The sequence below is a fragment of the Pseudoalteromonas sp. QJM3NY_22 genome (assembly GCF_056173065.1).
Genome location: NZ_CM149655.1, coordinates 3,249,426 through 3,265,067, shown reverse-complemented (window position 1 = coordinate 3,265,067; position 15,642 = coordinate 3,249,426). Strand labels below are relative to the sequence as shown.

The following is a 15,642-nucleotide window of genomic DNA, read 5'->3' as shown; positions in this document are numbered from 1 at the left end:
GTGGAGTATCCGTTTTCAGTCGTAATTCAATGGTTGAGTGATTTTTTGCTGCCCTTAGTTCGCATCAGCTCAATGATAATGATTATGGCTGGTTTGGGTGCTAAAAACGTCCCTACTCGGATAAAAATGGGGTTATCTGTTGTAGTAACTCTCGTTGTTATACCTGTATTACCTCCAGCCACTTTCACTAATTTGTTTTCGTTTGAAATGATTCTAGTTGTTATCCAGCAAATGCTGATTGGTATTGCGATTGGTTTTGCATCTATACTTTTATTAAACACCTTTGTGTTAGCTGGGCAAATATTAGCAATGCAAACAGGTTTAGGTTTTGCTTCAGTTATTGATCCCTCTAATGGTGCAAGTGTACCTGCTGTTGGACAGTTTTTTCTGATTTTAGCGACACTTCTATTTTTTGTTTTTAATGGCCACTTAATGATGATTCAGATGGTGGTCCATAGTTTTCAAGTGCTACCGATTGATGGTACATGGTGGTCTGTAGATCATTACTGGGACATAGTGACATGGGGGGGCTGGATGTTTACTACAGCACTTGTGCTCTCCCTTGCACCGCTCACAGCTATGCTAGTTATTAATATGTCGTTTGGTATTATGACGCGTGCAGCGCCTCAATTAAATATTTTCTCTATTGGTTTTCCGTTAACCTTGGTCGCTGGGCTTATTATTATTTGGGCGACACTAGGCAACTTTGTTACTCAGTTTGAGTTTCAATGGTTAAAAATGATTGAGCTAATGTGTACTTTAGTTGGTTGTTCACCTTAGGAGAAAGTCATGTCTGAAGACTCAGGGCAGGAAAAAACAGAAGAACCCACATCCAAAAAACTTGACGAATCTAAAAAGAAAGGTCAAATAGCGCGCTCAAAAGAGTTAGGTACCATGTTTGTACTTATTTTTTCGGCTATATCTCTTTTGATGTATGGACCAGAAATTGGCAAAGGTTTATATAATGTGATGGGCCGTACACTTAGCTTAAACCGTAATGAAGCATTTGATACAACTAAAATGTTTGCCGTTTGGGGAGAAGTTGCTGATGCTTTGATGTTCCCGATGGCCATGTTTGTATTAATTATTGTTTTAGCCGCATTTATTGGTAATACATTGTTAGGTGGTTTTAATTTTAGCTGGGAAGCTGCCGCGCCTAAAGCAAGCAAAATGTCACCAATGAAGGGCTTTAAGCGAATGTTTGGCTCGCAAGCGGCTGTTGAGCTTATAAAGTCACTTTTAAAATTTGGTTTAGTTGCAAGTTTTGCAGTGTTTTTAATTGATACTTTTTTTGATGAAATACTGCACTTAAGCTTAGAAAGTGCACCGGGTAATATTATTCATGCCTTAGAGATTTTAGCGTGGATGTTTTTAGGGCTTTCATGTACTTTAATTATTATTGCAACAATTGATGCGCCATTTCAAAGTTATAACCATAATAAGCAACTTAAAATGACAATGCAAGAGGTTAAAGATGAGTATAAAAACTCGGAAGGTGATCCACAAATAAAAGCACGTATTAGGCAAACACAAAGGCAAATGTCGCAAAAACGCATGATGCAAGATGTGCCTGATGCAGATGTTATTGTTACTAACCCAACTCATTACTCAGTCGCTTTAAAGTACGATACGGAACGTGCAGGAGCGCCTATTGTACTAGCCAAAGGTATTGACGAGATGGCAATGCAAATTCGTAAAGTAGCAATTGGTAATGAAGTCCCCATTGTAGAGTCCCCCATGCTAACTAGAGCACTTTATCATACGGCTGAAGTTGGCGACCAAATACCTGATCAGCTATTTACGGCTGTTGCACAAGTGCTAGCGTATGTATTTCAGCTAAAACGTTTTAACAAGGGACGAGGAAAACGCCCTACAAAGCTTAGTAATAAACTCCCCATCCCCGACGCCTATAAGTATTAATATCGCAAGTTTACTAACTTGGAATAGTTATTGCTAAATCTATATAGTGTCAATTTTTTGAAATTGTAGAATTATGAGTTTTAAAGCGATATTACAACAACTTAACAGAGAAAAAAAAGAATATGCCAAAGGAGTAGGGACTCCTTTGCTTGTGCTTGCTGCACTGGGAATGGTGATTTTACCATTACCGCCATTTTTACTCGACATCCTTTTTTCGTTTAATATTGCGCTCGCATTAGTTGTATTACTCGTGACCGTTTACACGATGAAACCAGTTGAATTTGGTATGTTTCCCGCTGTATTACTTATCGCTACGATTATGCGCTTAGCGCTCAACGTTGCTAGTACTCGAGTTGTGTTACTTGAGGGTCATAACGGTGGTGATGCTGCCGGTAAGGTCATTGAAGCATTTGGCTCAGTTGTAATTGGTGGTAACTATGCAGTTGGTTTAGTTGTATTTTTAATTCTTATCATTATCAACTTTGTAGTAATAACAAAGGGTGCGGGGCGTATTTCTGAGGTATCTGCACGTTTCACCCTTGATGCAATGCCAGGTAAACAAATGGCAATAGATGCCGATTTAAATGCGGGCTTTATTAGTGCTGAGCAAGCGCGTGACCGTCGCGAGGAAGTAACTCGCGAAGCTGACTTTTATGGTTCAATGGATGGTGCGAGTAAGTTTGTAAAAGGCGATGCAATAGCCGGTATCGTTATTTTAATTATTAATATTGTAGGTGGCTTATTTGTTGGGATGATCCAGCATAACTTAAGTTTTAGCCATGCAATGGAAGTATATACACTTCTAACCATTGGTGACGGTTTGGTTGCTCAACTACCTTCTTTACTACTTTCAATAGGTACCGCTATTGTAGTAACACGTCAAAATGAGTCGCTTAATATGGGTGACCAATTTAAGAAGCAACTTGGTAACGAAAAATCACTCTTTATTGCCTCAGGTATTTTGATCATCATGGGATTAGTCCCTGGTATGCCGCATTTTGCTTTTTTGAGTTTAGGTGCACTACTTGGTTACTTAGCCTATTACACGCAGCAAAGTAAAATCAAAGCTGCTGCAGCCGAAGCTGAAGAAGCTGCAAATGGCGGAAGCGCCGCGACAGGTATTGCTAATAAACAAGAGCAAAAAGAGCTTGGTTGGGATGATGTTCAACAAGTTGATGTCATAGGATTAGAAGTAGGGTATAGATTAATTCCGCTGGTTGATCAATCACAAGGTGGTGAACTACTCAACCGGATTAAAGGAGTGCGTAAAAAGCTTTCTCAAGAGCTTGGTTTTTTAGTTCCTCCTGTTCATATTCGCGATAATTTAGAACTAGACCCTAACGCTTACAGAATAACGCTAATGGGAGTATCTACTGGCGAGGGGGAGCTTAAGCATGGTGATGAGCTGGCTATTAACCCAGGGCAAGTATTTGGTCCAATAAAAGGAATTGAAACTAAAGATCCTGCATTTGGGTTAGACGCGGTTTGGATTAAACCTGATCAAAAAGACGAAGCTCAATCTTTAGGCTATACCGTTGTTGATTCTGCCACAGTGGTTGCAACTCATATTAGTCAGTTGTTAACTAACAGCGCAGCGTTATTACTAGGGCATGAAGAAGTTCAAAACTTACTTGATATGCTTGGAAAGAGTCACCCTCGTTTGGTTGAAGGACTTGTCCCTGATGTATTGCCGTTAACCGCAATTGTGAAAGTACTACAGAACTTATTGAACGAAGGGGTGGCTATTCGCGATATGCGATCAATTGTACAAACCCTTGTTGAGTATGGCCCGCGTAGCCAAGACCCTGATGTATTAACGGCTGCAGTGCGTATTTCTCTGCGTAGATTAATTGTTCAAGATGCGGTTGGAATGTCATCTGAAATACCTGTCATAACCTTGGCGCCTGAGTTGGAACAGATGTTGCATAAGTCATTGCAAAATGCAGGCGATGAAGGTGCCGGTATAGAGCCAGGTCTTGCAGAGCGACTTCAAGTATCATTGAATGAAGCGCATCAAAATCAAGAAATGGCCGGTGAACCTTCAATACTGTTAACGTCAGGAATGTTACGTACTGTGTTATCTCGTTTTGTTAAGTACACCATACCAGGATTAAGGGTGATGTCTTATCAAGAGGTGCCAGACGAAAGACAGATAAAAATTGTCAGCTCTGTAGGCCAACAATAAGATTTTAAAGGGGTTGAATAATGAAAATTAAACGTTTTTTTGCTAAAGATATGCGTACAGCACTTAAAGAAGTGAAAGATGAGCTTGGTGTTGATGCGGTTATTATGTCTAACAAAAAACTGGCTAATGGCGTTGAGATTGTAGCCGCAGTTGATTATGAAAAAGCGGCCCCTAAATCAGCTGCACAGCCGCAAAATACTTTAGCGCGTGCAGATGACTCAGCGCAATCACACAGTATACATAATTTTGTAAAGCCAGAGCCTCAACGAGCTAAAACTGCACCCCAAGCTAGAGTTGCAGATAGTTTAGAAGCTTTACTAGAGCGTCAATCTCCTCGCCCACGTTCACCTGAATTAGCATCCATGTTCTCTCAATCGGGCATTGAAACGACCGATAATTATCAAGAGCCTGTTGTCAAACCTCGCTCAGCGAATATGTTTGCTCGCGAAGATATTGCACCAACACGTCCACAGACCCAAGCTGATAGTTTAGGTTTTGATGACTTAGATCGTGATTTTGATGATCTAGATAGCCCTGTAACACCTCAAGCGCACGTTAAAAATAATGAAAGTGAAGAAATGACGTCAATGCGTGAAGAAATGAACGCTATTCGTCAATTGCTAGAGCACCAAGTGTCAGGTTTAATGCAGCAAGATATGGCACGCCGTGACCCCACACGTGCTTGTATGATTGACCGTTTAGTTGGTATGGGAATCGATAAAGAAGTTGCAGAACAAATGGCGTGTTTTGTACCTGATGACGTATCTCGCCAACAAGGTTGGAAGGCTTTGTTAACAATGGTCGAAGACCAGATGCAAACTACGAATAATGAAATACTACGTCAAGGTGGTGTTTACGCATTGGTAGGCCCTACTGGTGTGGGGAAAACGACAACAGTTGCAAAGTTGGCTGCTTTAGGCGCACAGAAATACGGTGCAGATAAAGTGGCGCTAATAACCACCGATACATACAGAATTGGTGCTTATGAGCAACTTGCAACATACGGTCGAATTATCGGTTGTGGAGTAAAGCAGGTTAAAGATGCTAATGAATTAGCTGAAGTTTTATACCATTTACGAAATAAACGTCTAGTATTAATTGATACAGCAGGTATGAGTCAACGAGATTTACGTTTAACAGAGCAATTGAATACGCTTATGCGCAATCAACGTGTTGATATTCGTAGTTATTTAGTATTAAGTGCAACAGCGCAAATAAATGTCTTGCAAGAAACAGTACGACATTTCAAAAAAGTGCAGTTAAGTGGTTGTATTTTCACCAAGTTGGATGAATCTTTAAGTTTAGGTGAGATTATTAGTATTGCGATTCAAAATCGCCTTCCAATAGGGTATCTTACTAATGGTCAACGAGTTCCAGAAGACATTCGTGTTGCAAATGCAGAAAAACTAGTAAAAAAAGCTGAGCAATTGTATTTGAAAAGAATAAAAGCACAACATTCACGACACCAATCAGTGGCGTCGAGCACAGTAGGGATGTATGATTAACACAGTATTAGATCAAGCAAGCGGCCTGCGCAAAATGAGTCAAAAAAATAACAACGGCGTAAAAGTTATCGCTGTTACTGGTGGCAAGGGTGGTGTAGGTAAAACAAATGTTTCACTTAACACGGCAATAGCATTAGGCCAGCAAGGTAATCGAGTTTTAGTACTTGATGCCGACTTAGGTCTAGCAAACTGTGATGTGATGCTCGGATTACGGGTTGAACGTAATTTATCACATGTACTTTCTGGTGAGTGTGAACTCGATGAGATTTTAGTTGAAGGTCCTGCAGGAATTAAAATTGTACCAGCGACCTCTGGTTCGCAGAGTATGGTGGAATTATCACCGTCTGAACATGCAGGCCTTATACGCGCTTTTAGCGAATTAAATACCGAATTTGATATCTTAATTGTAGATACCGCTGCTGGCATTTCAGATATGGTACTGAGTTTTTCTCGCGCTGCTCAAGATGTAATGGTTGTAGTGTGCGACGAACCGACTTCAATCACAGATGCTTATGCACTTATTAAAGTGTTAAGTCGTGAGCATGGGGTGTATAAATTCAAAATTGTAGCTAATATGGTTCGTAGTATGCGTGAAGGTCATGAGTTATTTGCAAAACTTTCAAAAGTAACGGACCGATTTTTAGATGTGTCAATGGAGTTGGTTGCAACAATCCCTTATGACGAAAATATGCGTAAGGCAACTCGCCGTCAAAAAGTGATTGTAGAACTTTTTCCTAGTTCTCCTGCTTCAGTTGCCTTTAAAGCACTGGCGACAAGAGCAGTGAAATGGCCTATACCTAACCAACCTTCAGGACATTTAGAGTTTTTTATTGAGAAGCTAGTCAACGGCTAATTATGACAACATTGGTAAATAGAGCTATGGGATATCAATCAACACAAAATTTAAATGTGATTGTTGAAAAACATGCATCGCTAGTCAAAAAAGTGGCATGTCATTTAATTGCTCGTTTGCCTCCAAGTGTCCAACTCGATGACCTAATTCAGTCGGGTATGATAGGCCTAATTGAAGCATCAAAAAACTTTAATGCAACCAAAGGCGCAAGTTTTGAAACGTTCGCGGGAATACGAATTCGCGGTGCTATGCTTGATGAAATGCGCCGTGGTGACTGGGCTCCTCGGTCGGTCCATAGAAAAAGTCGTCTTGTAGCCGAGACGATTGCTGGATTAGAAAGTAACTTAAATCGTGAACCAACCGATATAGAAGTTGCTGAAAAACTTGAAATTTCGTTAAATGAGTACCATCATATTTTAAACGATGTAAACACAAGTAAAGTGTTAGGCATCGAAGACCTCGGGGTCGATGAAGATGTTATTACCACGGCGGGCCAAGATTTAACGCTAGACAAACCGTTTAACAACGTTAAAAATGAACGATTTAATGAATCATTATTACATGCTATCAAGTCATTACCAGAGCGAGACGCGATGGTACTTTCTTTATACTATAACGATGAAATGAATTTAAAAGAAATTGGACATATACTCGATGTAAGTGAATCGCGTGTAAGTCAGATACATGGTCAGGCGATGATTAAGCTAAAAGCAAAAATCAATGACTGGATAAACTAGTAGTAAGTAAATACAGGTTAAGACCTCACTGGAGGATGTTTTGGATAAAAACATGAAAATTCTTGTTGTTGATGATTTTTCGACAATGAGACGTATTATTAAAAATCTATTGCGCGACTTAGGCTTTACCAACGTCCAAGAAGCAGATGACGGCTCTACAGCCTTACCCATGTTACAAAATCAAGTTTTTGATTTTGTGGTAACAGATTGGAACATGCCAGGAATGCAAGGTATTGATCTTTTGAGAGCGATAAGGGCTGACGATAAATTAAAACACCTTCCTGTTTTAATGGTGACAGCTGAAGCTAAAAAAGAACAAATAATAGCAGCGGCTCAAGCTGGTGTTAATGGCTATATTGTAAAACCATTTACAGCTGGCACATTAAAAACTAAATTAGAAAAAGTGTTCGAACGCTTAGGTTAATAATAGGGGAAAGGCTTATGCCAGCACCTGCTGCGCCTCGGATAACCTTAGAACAAGCTCGTCAGCTCGTCACTTTTTTAGAAAATGGCGAACATGATAAAGCTGATCAACTAATTTTAGATACTGCATCTAAAGAGCAGTCAGAAATATTTGACGAAGTGGGAAAGTTGACGCGTCAACTACATGAAGCTTTAAAAGGCTTTGAGCTAGACACGCGCCTAACAGAACTCACTAACGACGCTATACCTGATGCTAAAAAACGGCTTAATTATGTCATTGAGATGACAGAAAATGCTGCAAATAAAACCATGGATGCGGTTGAGGCGAGTTTACCGATAGCACAACAGTTAGCGGATGAAATATCCCATATCAAACCGACATGGGACCGTCTAATGAGTCGTGAAATTGAACTCGGTGAATTTAAAGTACTGTGCCACAGCATTGATAAATTCATGAGCAGTTCTCATCATAAAACTGATGAGTTACAAAGCTTCATGACTAACATATTAATGGCCCAAGATTATCAAGATTTGACAGGTCAAGTAATTCGCCGAATTATAGAACTTGTTAGGGAAGTTGAAGAAAGCTTACTTCATCTTTTAACTGCTTTTTCTGAACAAGATATCAGTAAAGCAGTCACCCTAAAACCACAAAAAATAGATGACCCAGTTGACCCAGAAACATTAGCAGGTCCTGAAGGGCCTATTATTGATAAAGAATCACGTAATGATGTTGTGTCTGATCAAGATGAAGTCGATGATCTTTTATCAAGTTTGGGCTTCTAAGAGGAGAGTAACTGCATGTTTGAAGTCGATGAAGATATTTTACAAGACTTTCTTGTAGAAGCAGGAGAAATCCTTGAGCTTTTATCTGAACAGTTAGTTGAACTGGAAAACAATCCAGAAGATACCGAGTTGCTAAATGCTATATTTAGAGGCTTTCATACCGTAAAAGGCGGTGCTGGATTCTTAGCTATGACTGAGCTTGTTGACGCATGTCACGGCGCAGAAAATGTATTCGACTTGTTAAGGCAGGGCGTTCGTTCTGTTAATTCTGAGCTAATGGATGTTATCTTACAAGCACTTGATACTATCAATGAAATGTTTGCGACGATTCAAAATCGTGATAAACCAGAACCTGCGGATCCTCAACTACTTGAAGTTTTACATAAGTTAGGTCTCCCCCCCACAGAAGACGAGTTATCAGGTACTTCTCCTGAAGTTGTTGTAGAACAGCCTCAAGAAGAAGCCGCTGAAGCACAAACTCCCAGTACTGATGGTGCGGACCCTTTTGCTTTTGATGAGCTGTTTAGTGGTCCAACTTCATCTGAAACTGACTCTCAAATTGATGAAATTACAGAGGATGAGTTTGAAAACCTACTTGATGAATTACATGGTACAAGCCAAGAATCGGCAGTAAAAGCCCCCACAAATAGTCATGATTTTAATGGTGATATTACAGACGATGAGTTTGATAATTTACTAGACGAGCTTCATGGTGTTGGCAGTTTCGGCTCTGTTGCAGCGCAAGAAAGTAATGTTACACCTGATGTACAAAAGCCATCGCCTTCGACTAACAATACAGATTCATCGAACGATGATATCAGTGATGATGAATTTGAATCACTGTTAGATGAACTTCATGGTAAGGGAACTGCACCTAAATCTTTAGAAAGCACTCCTGCGATTGCTGAAAAACCAGCCGCAAAACAAGCTGTTCCTAAGCCCAAAGCAGCCCCAGTACCAAAAGTTGAAGCATCAAAACCAGTACCTGCAAAACCTGCTGAAAAAACAGCTGCTAAAGCACCTGCTGCAGCTCCAAAAAAGGCTACTGCACCAACTGCTGAAACGACAGTGCGTGTTGACACTAAACGCTTAGATCAAATTATGAATATGGTCGGTGAATTGGTACTTGTTCGTAACCGCTTAGTTAGCTTGGCTACGAATTCTGAAAGCGAAGCAATGGGTAAAGCTATATCTAACTTAGATGTTGTTACTGCTGATATTCAAGGTGCGGTTATGCAAACCCGCATGCAACCAATTAAAAAAGTGTTTGGCCGATTTCCTCGAGTTGTTCGTGATTTAGCACGCAGCTTAAATAAAGACATTAATCTATTATTAGTTGGTGAAGAGACTGATTTAGATAAAAATTTGGTTGAGGCATTAGCCGACCCTTTAGTGCATTTAGTGCGTAACTCTGTTGATCACGGTATTGAAATGCCAGATTTTCGTGAGGCTGCTGGAAAACCAAGAACAGGTACTGTTACGTTATCAGCATCTCAGCAAGGCGATCATATTTTACTTACCATTAAAGATGATGGTGCTGGTATGGATGCTGAGAAGCTGAAAAAAATAGCGATTAGTAAAGGTGTTCTTGATCACGACCAAGCAAGCCGGCTTTCTGATACTGAAGCATATAATTTAATTTTTGCACCTGGTTTTTCAACAAAAGAAGAGATTTCGGATATTTCAGGTCGTGGCGTTGGTATGGATGTAGTTAAAACCAAAATTACCCAACTTAATGGCTCAGTAAGTATTCAGTCAGAGTTAGGTGTTGGGACTACTTTAGAGATAAAAGTACCATTAACTCTCGCTATCTTGCCGACCTTAATGGTTGTTGTTGGAGAGCAAACATTTGCATTACCACTTGCGGGTGTTAGCGAAATATTCCACCTCGATTTAACTAAAACGAATGTTGTTGATAGTCAATTGACAATTATTGTGCGCAAAAAAGCAATTCCATTGTTTTATCTTGAGCATTGGCTAGTTAAAGGCGCTGACCGCTCTCAGCGTAAAGCACATGGTCATGTAGTTATTGTCCAAATTGGTACACAACAAGTAGGCTTTGTCGTAGATTCGTTAATAGGGCAAGAGGAAGTTGTAATAAAACCTCTTGATGCTTTATTACAAGGAACACCCGGTATGGCTGGTGCTACAATTACTTCCGATGGTGGTATTGCACTTATTTTAGATGTACCAAATATGTTAAAACATTACGCGGGCTGATAATAAATAAAGTAGGTGCACTGTAAAAGTGCCCTACACTTCAATTTAATAAGAGAGCTAAATGGCCGTTAAAGTTTTAGTTGTTGATGATTCTAGCTTTTTTCGCCGCAGAGTGAGCGAAATACTTGAGCAAGACAGCGATATAAAAGTAATAGGTTTTGCTGTGAATGGCAGAGAAGCTGTTGAAAAAACAGCTGAACTACGCCCTGACATGATTACAATGGATGTAGAGATGCCTGTGCTTGACGGTATTAGCGCAGTTAAAGAAATAATGTCGAGTAATCCGACACCAATTTTAATGTTTTCTTCACTAACTCGAGATGGTGCAACGGCAACGCTTGATGCATTAGATGCCGGAGCAATGGATTTTTTACCGAAAAAATTCGAAGATATTGCACGTAACAATGAAGATGCAATAAAGCTTTTACAAGCTAAAGTGAAAGAAATTGGTCGAAGAAAGGTCCCCCGTACATTCAAGCCCATAACACCAGCTAAACCGCAAAGTATGCCATTAGCGACTCCAAGTTCATTAAGAAACACGACAACGTTAAAGCAGCCAGATAGAAGCTTTCAACGTACGAATTCTAATGCCTCCGTTCATGCTAGTGGTAAAAAATATCAACTTGTTGCTATTGGTACATCGACTGGCGGACCCGTTGCATTACAAACAATATTAACTCAATTACCAGCAAATTTCCCGCATCCTATATTATTAATTCAGCATATGCCTGCCGCATTCACACCTGCATTTGCTTCGCGTTTAAATGGTTTATGCCAGATAAAAGTAAAGGAAGCTCAACAAGGGGATCGATTACAACCCGGGACTGCATACTTGGCTCCAGGTGGCCAACAAATGATGGTTGAGGGGCGTGGGTCTTCAAAAACATTGCGCGTATTCGAAGATAACAGTGAGCGAATAACATATAAACCAAGTGTTGATGTGACTTTTGCAAGCGTTGCAAAAGCTTGTCAAGGTGACGTACTGGCTATTGTTCTTACTGGTATGGGGGCTGATGGGCGTGATGGTGCTCGAATGTTGAAGCAGACTGGCGCCACTATTTGGGCACAAGACGAAAAAAGTTGTGTTGTTTACGGTATGCCACAGGCGGTTGCAAGTGCTGGCTTAGCAAGTGAAAGTCTTGCTCTAGATGATATCGCTCTAAGGATTAAAAAAGAGATTGGTTGTGGATAAGCTTTCTATATTAGGTTTATTTATTGCGTTAGGCGCTATAGCGATAGGTTATTCTTTAGAAGGCGGTGTTGTCTCTGCGTTATTCAATGGACCAGCACTTATAATCGTAGTTGGTGGTACGCTTGGCGCTGTAATGTTGCAAACATCATCTAGTACTTTTAAAAAAATGCTAAAAATAAGCCACTGGGTTTTTATTTCGCCAAAGCATGATGTAGACGAAGCGATCGAACAAGTTAAACAATGGTCTCACAAAGCACGACAAGAAGGCTACTTAGCACTTGAAAATGAGGCCTTAACTCATCCCGATCCATATGCAGCTAAAGGTCTTAGCTTACTTGTTGATGGTTGCTCTGAGCAAAAGCTGCGCGATACACTTGAAATTGATTTATTATTAGAACGCGACCGTTTATTAGAGGCAGGACGCGTTTATGAAGCTATGGGCGGGTATAGCCCAACAATAGGGATTTTGGGCGCAGTGCTTGGTCTTATTCAGGCTATGTCATTTATTACCGATCCGCAAAAGCTGGGTGCTGGTGTCGCGACAGCATTTATTGCCACTATTTATGGTGTCGGTTTAGCTAATTTACTATTTTTACCGATGGCAAATAAATTAAAACAACGTGTTGAACAAAAAATGTTGTATCACGAACTGTTAGCTGAAGGTGTTATTGCAATCAGTTTAGGCGAAAGCCCTGTTAATATTGAGCTAAAGTTAGAAGCTTATCGTGTAGAACGCCCTAATTTAGTGGATAAATAACGATTATGCTACGTCAACGTTTACGTCACACTTCCTCTAAAAGTCAGCATACTGAGCGTTGGCTTGTGTCTTATGCAGATTATATGACGATAATGTTTGCCTTTTTTGTGGTTATGTACGCTATTGCTATAAATAAGGAAGAAAAATTTCAAATATTATCGGATTCGCTCGAGCATGTTTTTGATAAATCTGCGCGCCAACATTCACAAGTTGGTGATGGTGTTAATGGGAGTGGGATCTTAACCGACAGAGTAACGCCGGAACAAGAGGTGTTGTATGGCGAAAGTATTCAAAAAAAGGAACAAGGCCCTGAGTTATTAGATGGTCAAAGTGACACAAGTAACATTAAACAAAAATATTTAGGAAAACCATTAGATAGCTTGTTAACTAAACTTCAATCAGCACTCATTGATGAAATTCGTGATGGAGAAGCGAGTCTTGAATTGAATCAAGATTGGCTCATTATAGAGTTGAGTTCAGGAATGTTATTTTCTAGTGGTAGTTCAGTTGCTCATTCGCGTGCTAAGCAAGTCGTAAAAATTGTCAAAGATATTATTGACCCAGTCGATAACTACATTAGAGTGCGCGGTTATACAGATAATGAGGTTATTAGTAACGAAATATTTCGTTCAAACTGGGAGCTTTCAGTTGCAAGATCAACCTCAATTTTAGTCGAGCTTGAAGCGTTGGGTATTAATTCTGCACGAATGGCAATAGAAGGTTATGGCCAGTATTCTCCTTTTTCTGATAATAACACAGAGAAAGGTCGAGCTGAAAACCGTAAGGTTGTAATCGCTCTTTCTAAGTATGGTTTACCACCTAAAGATAGTCCATCGTTAGAGCAAAAAAATATAGCAGTACAGACAGAGCCTGAAGTGGAACTACCATCAGACGATAATACAATAAAAATAATTCGTTTACCTCATGGTGGGATTCGAATAACGACGCGAAATGAATAGCAATTAGGATGTAATGTGAAGATTTGGACTGTTGCAAATCAAAAAGGCGGGGTCGGTAAAACAACAACGGCAGTTAGCCTAGCCGGTATTTTAGCGTTACAGGGCAAACGTGTATTGCTTATTGATACAGATCCCCATGCATCACTAACTTATTATTTTGGTATCGACTCTGAAGATTTAGAAGTCAGTGTGTACGATATTTTTGCTCGCGGAACAAGCATGCAAAGTGAAGAAATATTGCAAGCACTTTGCCCGTCAACTCTTGAGAATCTTGATATTTTACCCGCTACTATGGCAATAGCTACACTTGATAGAAGTATGGGTAATAAAACAGGCATGGGTTTAATACTAAAGAAAACGCTTGCTAAAATTAGTGAATATTATGACTATGCAATACTTGATTGCCCGCCGGTGTTGGGGGTTTTAATGGTTAATGCATTAGCTGCGAGTGAGCGTATTTTAGTTCCTGTACAAACCGAGTTTTTGGCCCTAAAAGGGCTTGATAGGATGATGCGGACTATGGAATTAATGCAAAGCTCTCAAGCGAAAAGTTATCAATATACTATAATTCCTACTATGTATGATAAACGCACTAAAGCATCGTTGGAAGCATATAAAACTTTGCAAGAAACCTATAAAGATAAAGTGTGGCCAGGTGTTATTCCTGTTGATACAAAATTTAGAGATGCGAGTTTGGCACAAAAAGTGCCAATAGAGTTTTGTCCTCGTTCCCGTGGTGTTTTTGCATATAAAGCATTATTAGACTATTTAATAGAGCAAGGTTAATGAATGAGTAAGCAATTATTTGCTAATGAAAAAGTAATGACTCAATATTTAGGTGCGTTATTATGTGATGACGAGCCTACAGATAACTTTGAACCTGTGGCAAAACTGCTTGAAAAAATACCGAGTGAACAGCAAAAAGGGCAAGTACATTTAAAGCCTAATGAACAATTAAAAGCAGCGGAAAAAATATTTGCTCAAGATCTGCAAACAGAAGAGCTAAAACCATTAGATATTACTAATGAGCCAGAGCCAGTTAAAGCTGACTTAGTTGTAGAGACAAGCTCAACTTTATCAGTAGAGCCGGAACAAAGAGCGGTAACAAAAAGCCAAGAAGATTATTTTGACGGTGAGTTTCAAGCATTATTTTTTGAAGTTGCGGGTTTGACTTTGGCTGTACCATTAAAAGCGTTAGGTGGGATTCATCAGTTAGGTGAAGTAAATCACTTATTTGGTAAGCCAAAATGGTTCAAAGGCGTTATGCTTAATAGGGATGAAAAACTTAATGTTGTTGATACAGCGCATTGGGTGATGCCTGAGAAGTATGACGAAAAACTAGAAGCGTCACTTAACTATCAATATTTAATAACGTTAGGTGACAGCCAATGGGGGTTATTAGCTGAAAAGTTAATAAATAACATTACATTGAGTAAAGAAGATGTAAAATGGCGTACAGATCAAAGTAAGCACCCATGGCTTGCTGGAGTTATTAAAAAGAAAATGTGTGCTTTAATTGATGTAGATAATTTAAATGCGCTATTAGAGAAAGGCTTAGATAGTCGTCAGTAATAATGACCATTACGGAGTAACAGCATGAATCAAGATAAATTACTGTCAGCAAATAAAAATGCAGACAATGACGAAATATTACAGTGGGTTACCTTTAAGTTAGAAGAAGAAACTTATGGCGTAAACGTAATGCAAGTCCAAGAGATATTACGTTACACTGAAATAGCTCCAGTACCAGGTGCTCCTTCTTATGTAATTGGTATTATTAATTTACGGGGTAACGTAGTAACAGTTATTGATACGCGTGCTCGTTTTGGTTTAGACGCCGCTGATGCAACCGATAACTCTCGTATTTTAATAATAGAAGCTGAAGAGCAAGTTATTGGTATTTTAGCCGATAGTGTTTCTGAAGTTGTATATTTACGCAGTTCAGAAATTGACAGTGCACCTAATGTCGGTACTGAAGAGAGTGCTAAATTTATCCAAGGTGTTTGTAATCGTGATAATGAGTTACTTATTTTAGTCGATTTAAACAAGTTACTCAGTGATGATGAATGGGATGAGTTAAGCGATTTATAAGCTTTACCAATAAA

15 protein-coding genes are annotated in these 15,642 nt (G+C 39.6%); all 15 read left to right on the top strand.

Annotated elements, in window-relative coordinates:
• The 15 genes from fliR to AC0VZ4_RS14900 all read left to right on the top strand — a co-directional run bounded on the left by fliR (position 1) and on the right by AC0VZ4_RS14900 (position 15,628).
• Positions 1-780 carry a flagellar biosynthetic protein FliR gene (fliR, locus tag AC0VZ4_RS14970; RefSeq protein WP_475440043.1) on the top strand — a complete coding sequence of 260 codons (780 nt, stop codon included), beginning with the start codon at positions 1-3 and terminating at the stop codon, positions 778-780.
• Positions 781-789: 9 nt separating this feature from the next.
• Complete coding sequence (gene flhB, locus AC0VZ4_RS14965; protein ID WP_475440042.1) at positions 790-1,920, top strand: flagellar biosynthesis protein FlhB; 1,131 nt, start codon at positions 790-792, stop codon at positions 1,918-1,920.
• A gap of 73 nt (positions 1,921-1,993) precedes the next feature.
• Positions 1,994-4,105, top strand: a complete 2,112-nt coding sequence (flhA, locus tag AC0VZ4_RS14960) for a flagellar biosynthesis protein FlhA (protein WP_475440041.1) — start codon at positions 1,994-1,996, stop codon at positions 4,103-4,105.
• Positions 4,106-4,125: 20 nt separating this feature from the next.
• Positions 4,126-5,610, top strand: coding sequence for a flagellar biosynthesis protein FlhF (gene flhF / locus AC0VZ4_RS14955; protein ID WP_475440040.1), 1,485 nt, complete (start codon positions 4,126-4,128; stop codon positions 5,608-5,610).
• Positions 5,603-6,463 (top strand): MinD/ParA family ATP-binding protein, encoded by an 861-nt coding sequence (locus tag AC0VZ4_RS14950; protein ID WP_475440039.1) that lies wholly within the window; start codon positions 5,603-5,605, stop codon positions 6,461-6,463. Before flhF ends, AC0VZ4_RS14950 begins: the two co-directional genes overlap by 8 nt.
• 26 nt (positions 6,464-6,489) lie before the next feature.
• The gene (locus AC0VZ4_RS14945) at positions 6,490-7,200 is read left to right on the top strand and encodes an RNA polymerase sigma factor FliA (RefSeq protein ID WP_475441665.1); all 711 of its coding nucleotides are present in this window, start codon (positions 6,490-6,492) and stop codon (positions 7,198-7,200) included.
• Between the two features lie 40 nt (positions 7,201-7,240).
• Complete coding sequence (gene cheY / locus AC0VZ4_RS14940; RefSeq protein ID WP_007377943.1) at positions 7,241-7,624, top strand: chemotaxis response regulator CheY; 384 nt, start codon at positions 7,241-7,243, stop codon at positions 7,622-7,624.
• Positions 7,625-7,641: 17 nt separating this feature from the next.
• Positions 7,642-8,409 (top strand): protein phosphatase CheZ, encoded by a 768-nt coding sequence (locus AC0VZ4_RS14935; protein ID WP_475440038.1) that lies wholly within the window; start codon positions 7,642-7,644, stop codon positions 8,407-8,409.
• A 15-nt stretch (positions 8,410-8,424) separates the two neighbouring features.
• A complete protein-coding gene (locus tag AC0VZ4_RS14930; RefSeq protein ID WP_475440037.1) occupies positions 8,425-10,629 on the top strand; it encodes a chemotaxis protein CheA in 2,205 nt (734 codons plus the stop codon).
• Positions 10,630-10,690: 61 nt separating this feature from the next.
• Positions 10,691-11,821 (top strand): protein-glutamate methylesterase/protein-glutamine glutaminase, encoded by a 1,131-nt coding sequence (locus AC0VZ4_RS14925; protein ID WP_475440036.1) that lies wholly within the window; start codon positions 10,691-10,693, stop codon positions 11,819-11,821.
• Positions 11,814-12,578: a flagellar motor protein gene (locus AC0VZ4_RS14920; RefSeq protein WP_007377939.1), complete on the top strand. Its 765-nt coding sequence runs from the start codon at positions 11,814-11,816 to the stop codon at positions 12,576-12,578. Before AC0VZ4_RS14925 ends, AC0VZ4_RS14920 begins: the two co-directional genes overlap by 8 nt.
• A 5-nt stretch (positions 12,579-12,583) precedes the next feature.
• Positions 12,584-13,537, top strand: a complete 954-nt coding sequence (locus AC0VZ4_RS14915) for a flagellar motor protein MotB (protein ID WP_475440035.1) — start codon at positions 12,584-12,586, stop codon at positions 13,535-13,537.
• 15 nt (positions 13,538-13,552) lie between these two features.
• On the top strand, positions 13,553-14,323 hold the full coding sequence (locus AC0VZ4_RS14910; protein WP_007377937.1) for a ParA family protein: 771 nt from the start codon (positions 13,553-13,555) through the stop codon (positions 14,321-14,323).
• Between the two features lie 3 nt (positions 14,324-14,326).
• Complete coding sequence (locus AC0VZ4_RS14905; RefSeq protein ID WP_475440034.1) at positions 14,327-15,109, top strand: chemotaxis protein CheW; 783 nt, start codon at positions 14,327-14,329, stop codon at positions 15,107-15,109.
• 24 nt (positions 15,110-15,133) lie between these two features.
• The gene (locus AC0VZ4_RS14900) at positions 15,134-15,628 is read left to right on the top strand and encodes a chemotaxis protein CheW (protein WP_007377935.1); all 495 of its coding nucleotides are present in this window, start codon (positions 15,134-15,136) and stop codon (positions 15,626-15,628) included.
• Positions 15,629-15,642 lie beyond the last annotated feature (14 nt).

What these genes read in the sequence shown, in the direction of transcription:
- flhB (WP_475440042.1), top strand. Translation starts at nt 790, where the DNA reads ATGTCTGAAGACTCAGGGCAGGAAAAAACAGAAGAACCCACATCCAAA.
- flhA (WP_475440041.1), top strand. Translation starts at nt 1,994, where the DNA reads ATGAGTTTTAAAGCGATATTACAACAACTTAACAGAGAAAAAAAAGAA.
- flhF (WP_475440040.1), top strand. Translation starts at nt 4,126, where the DNA reads ATGAAAATTAAACGTTTTTTTGCTAAAGATATGCGTACAGCACTTAAA.
- AC0VZ4_RS14950 (WP_475440039.1), top strand. Translation starts at nt 5,603, where the DNA reads ATGATTAACACAGTATTAGATCAAGCAAGCGGCCTGCGCAAAATGAGT.
- AC0VZ4_RS14945 (WP_475441665.1), top strand. Translation starts at nt 6,490, where the DNA reads ATGGGATATCAATCAACACAAAATTTAAATGTGATTGTTGAAAAACAT.
- AC0VZ4_RS14935 (WP_475440038.1), top strand. Translation starts at nt 7,642, where the DNA reads ATGCCAGCACCTGCTGCGCCTCGGATAACCTTAGAACAAGCTCGTCAG.
- AC0VZ4_RS14930 (WP_475440037.1), top strand. Translation starts at nt 8,425, where the DNA reads ATGTTTGAAGTCGATGAAGATATTTTACAAGACTTTCTTGTAGAAGCA.
- AC0VZ4_RS14925 (WP_475440036.1), top strand. Translation starts at nt 10,691, where the DNA reads ATGGCCGTTAAAGTTTTAGTTGTTGATGATTCTAGCTTTTTTCGCCGC.
- AC0VZ4_RS14915 (WP_475440035.1), top strand. Translation starts at nt 12,584, where the DNA reads ATGCTACGTCAACGTTTACGTCACACTTCCTCTAAAAGTCAGCATACT.
- AC0VZ4_RS14905 (WP_475440034.1), top strand. Translation starts at nt 14,327, where the DNA reads ATGAGTAAGCAATTATTTGCTAATGAAAAAGTAATGACTCAATATTTA.
- AC0VZ4_RS14900 (WP_007377935.1), top strand. Translation starts at nt 15,134, where the DNA reads ATGAATCAAGATAAATTACTGTCAGCAAATAAAAATGCAGACAATGAC.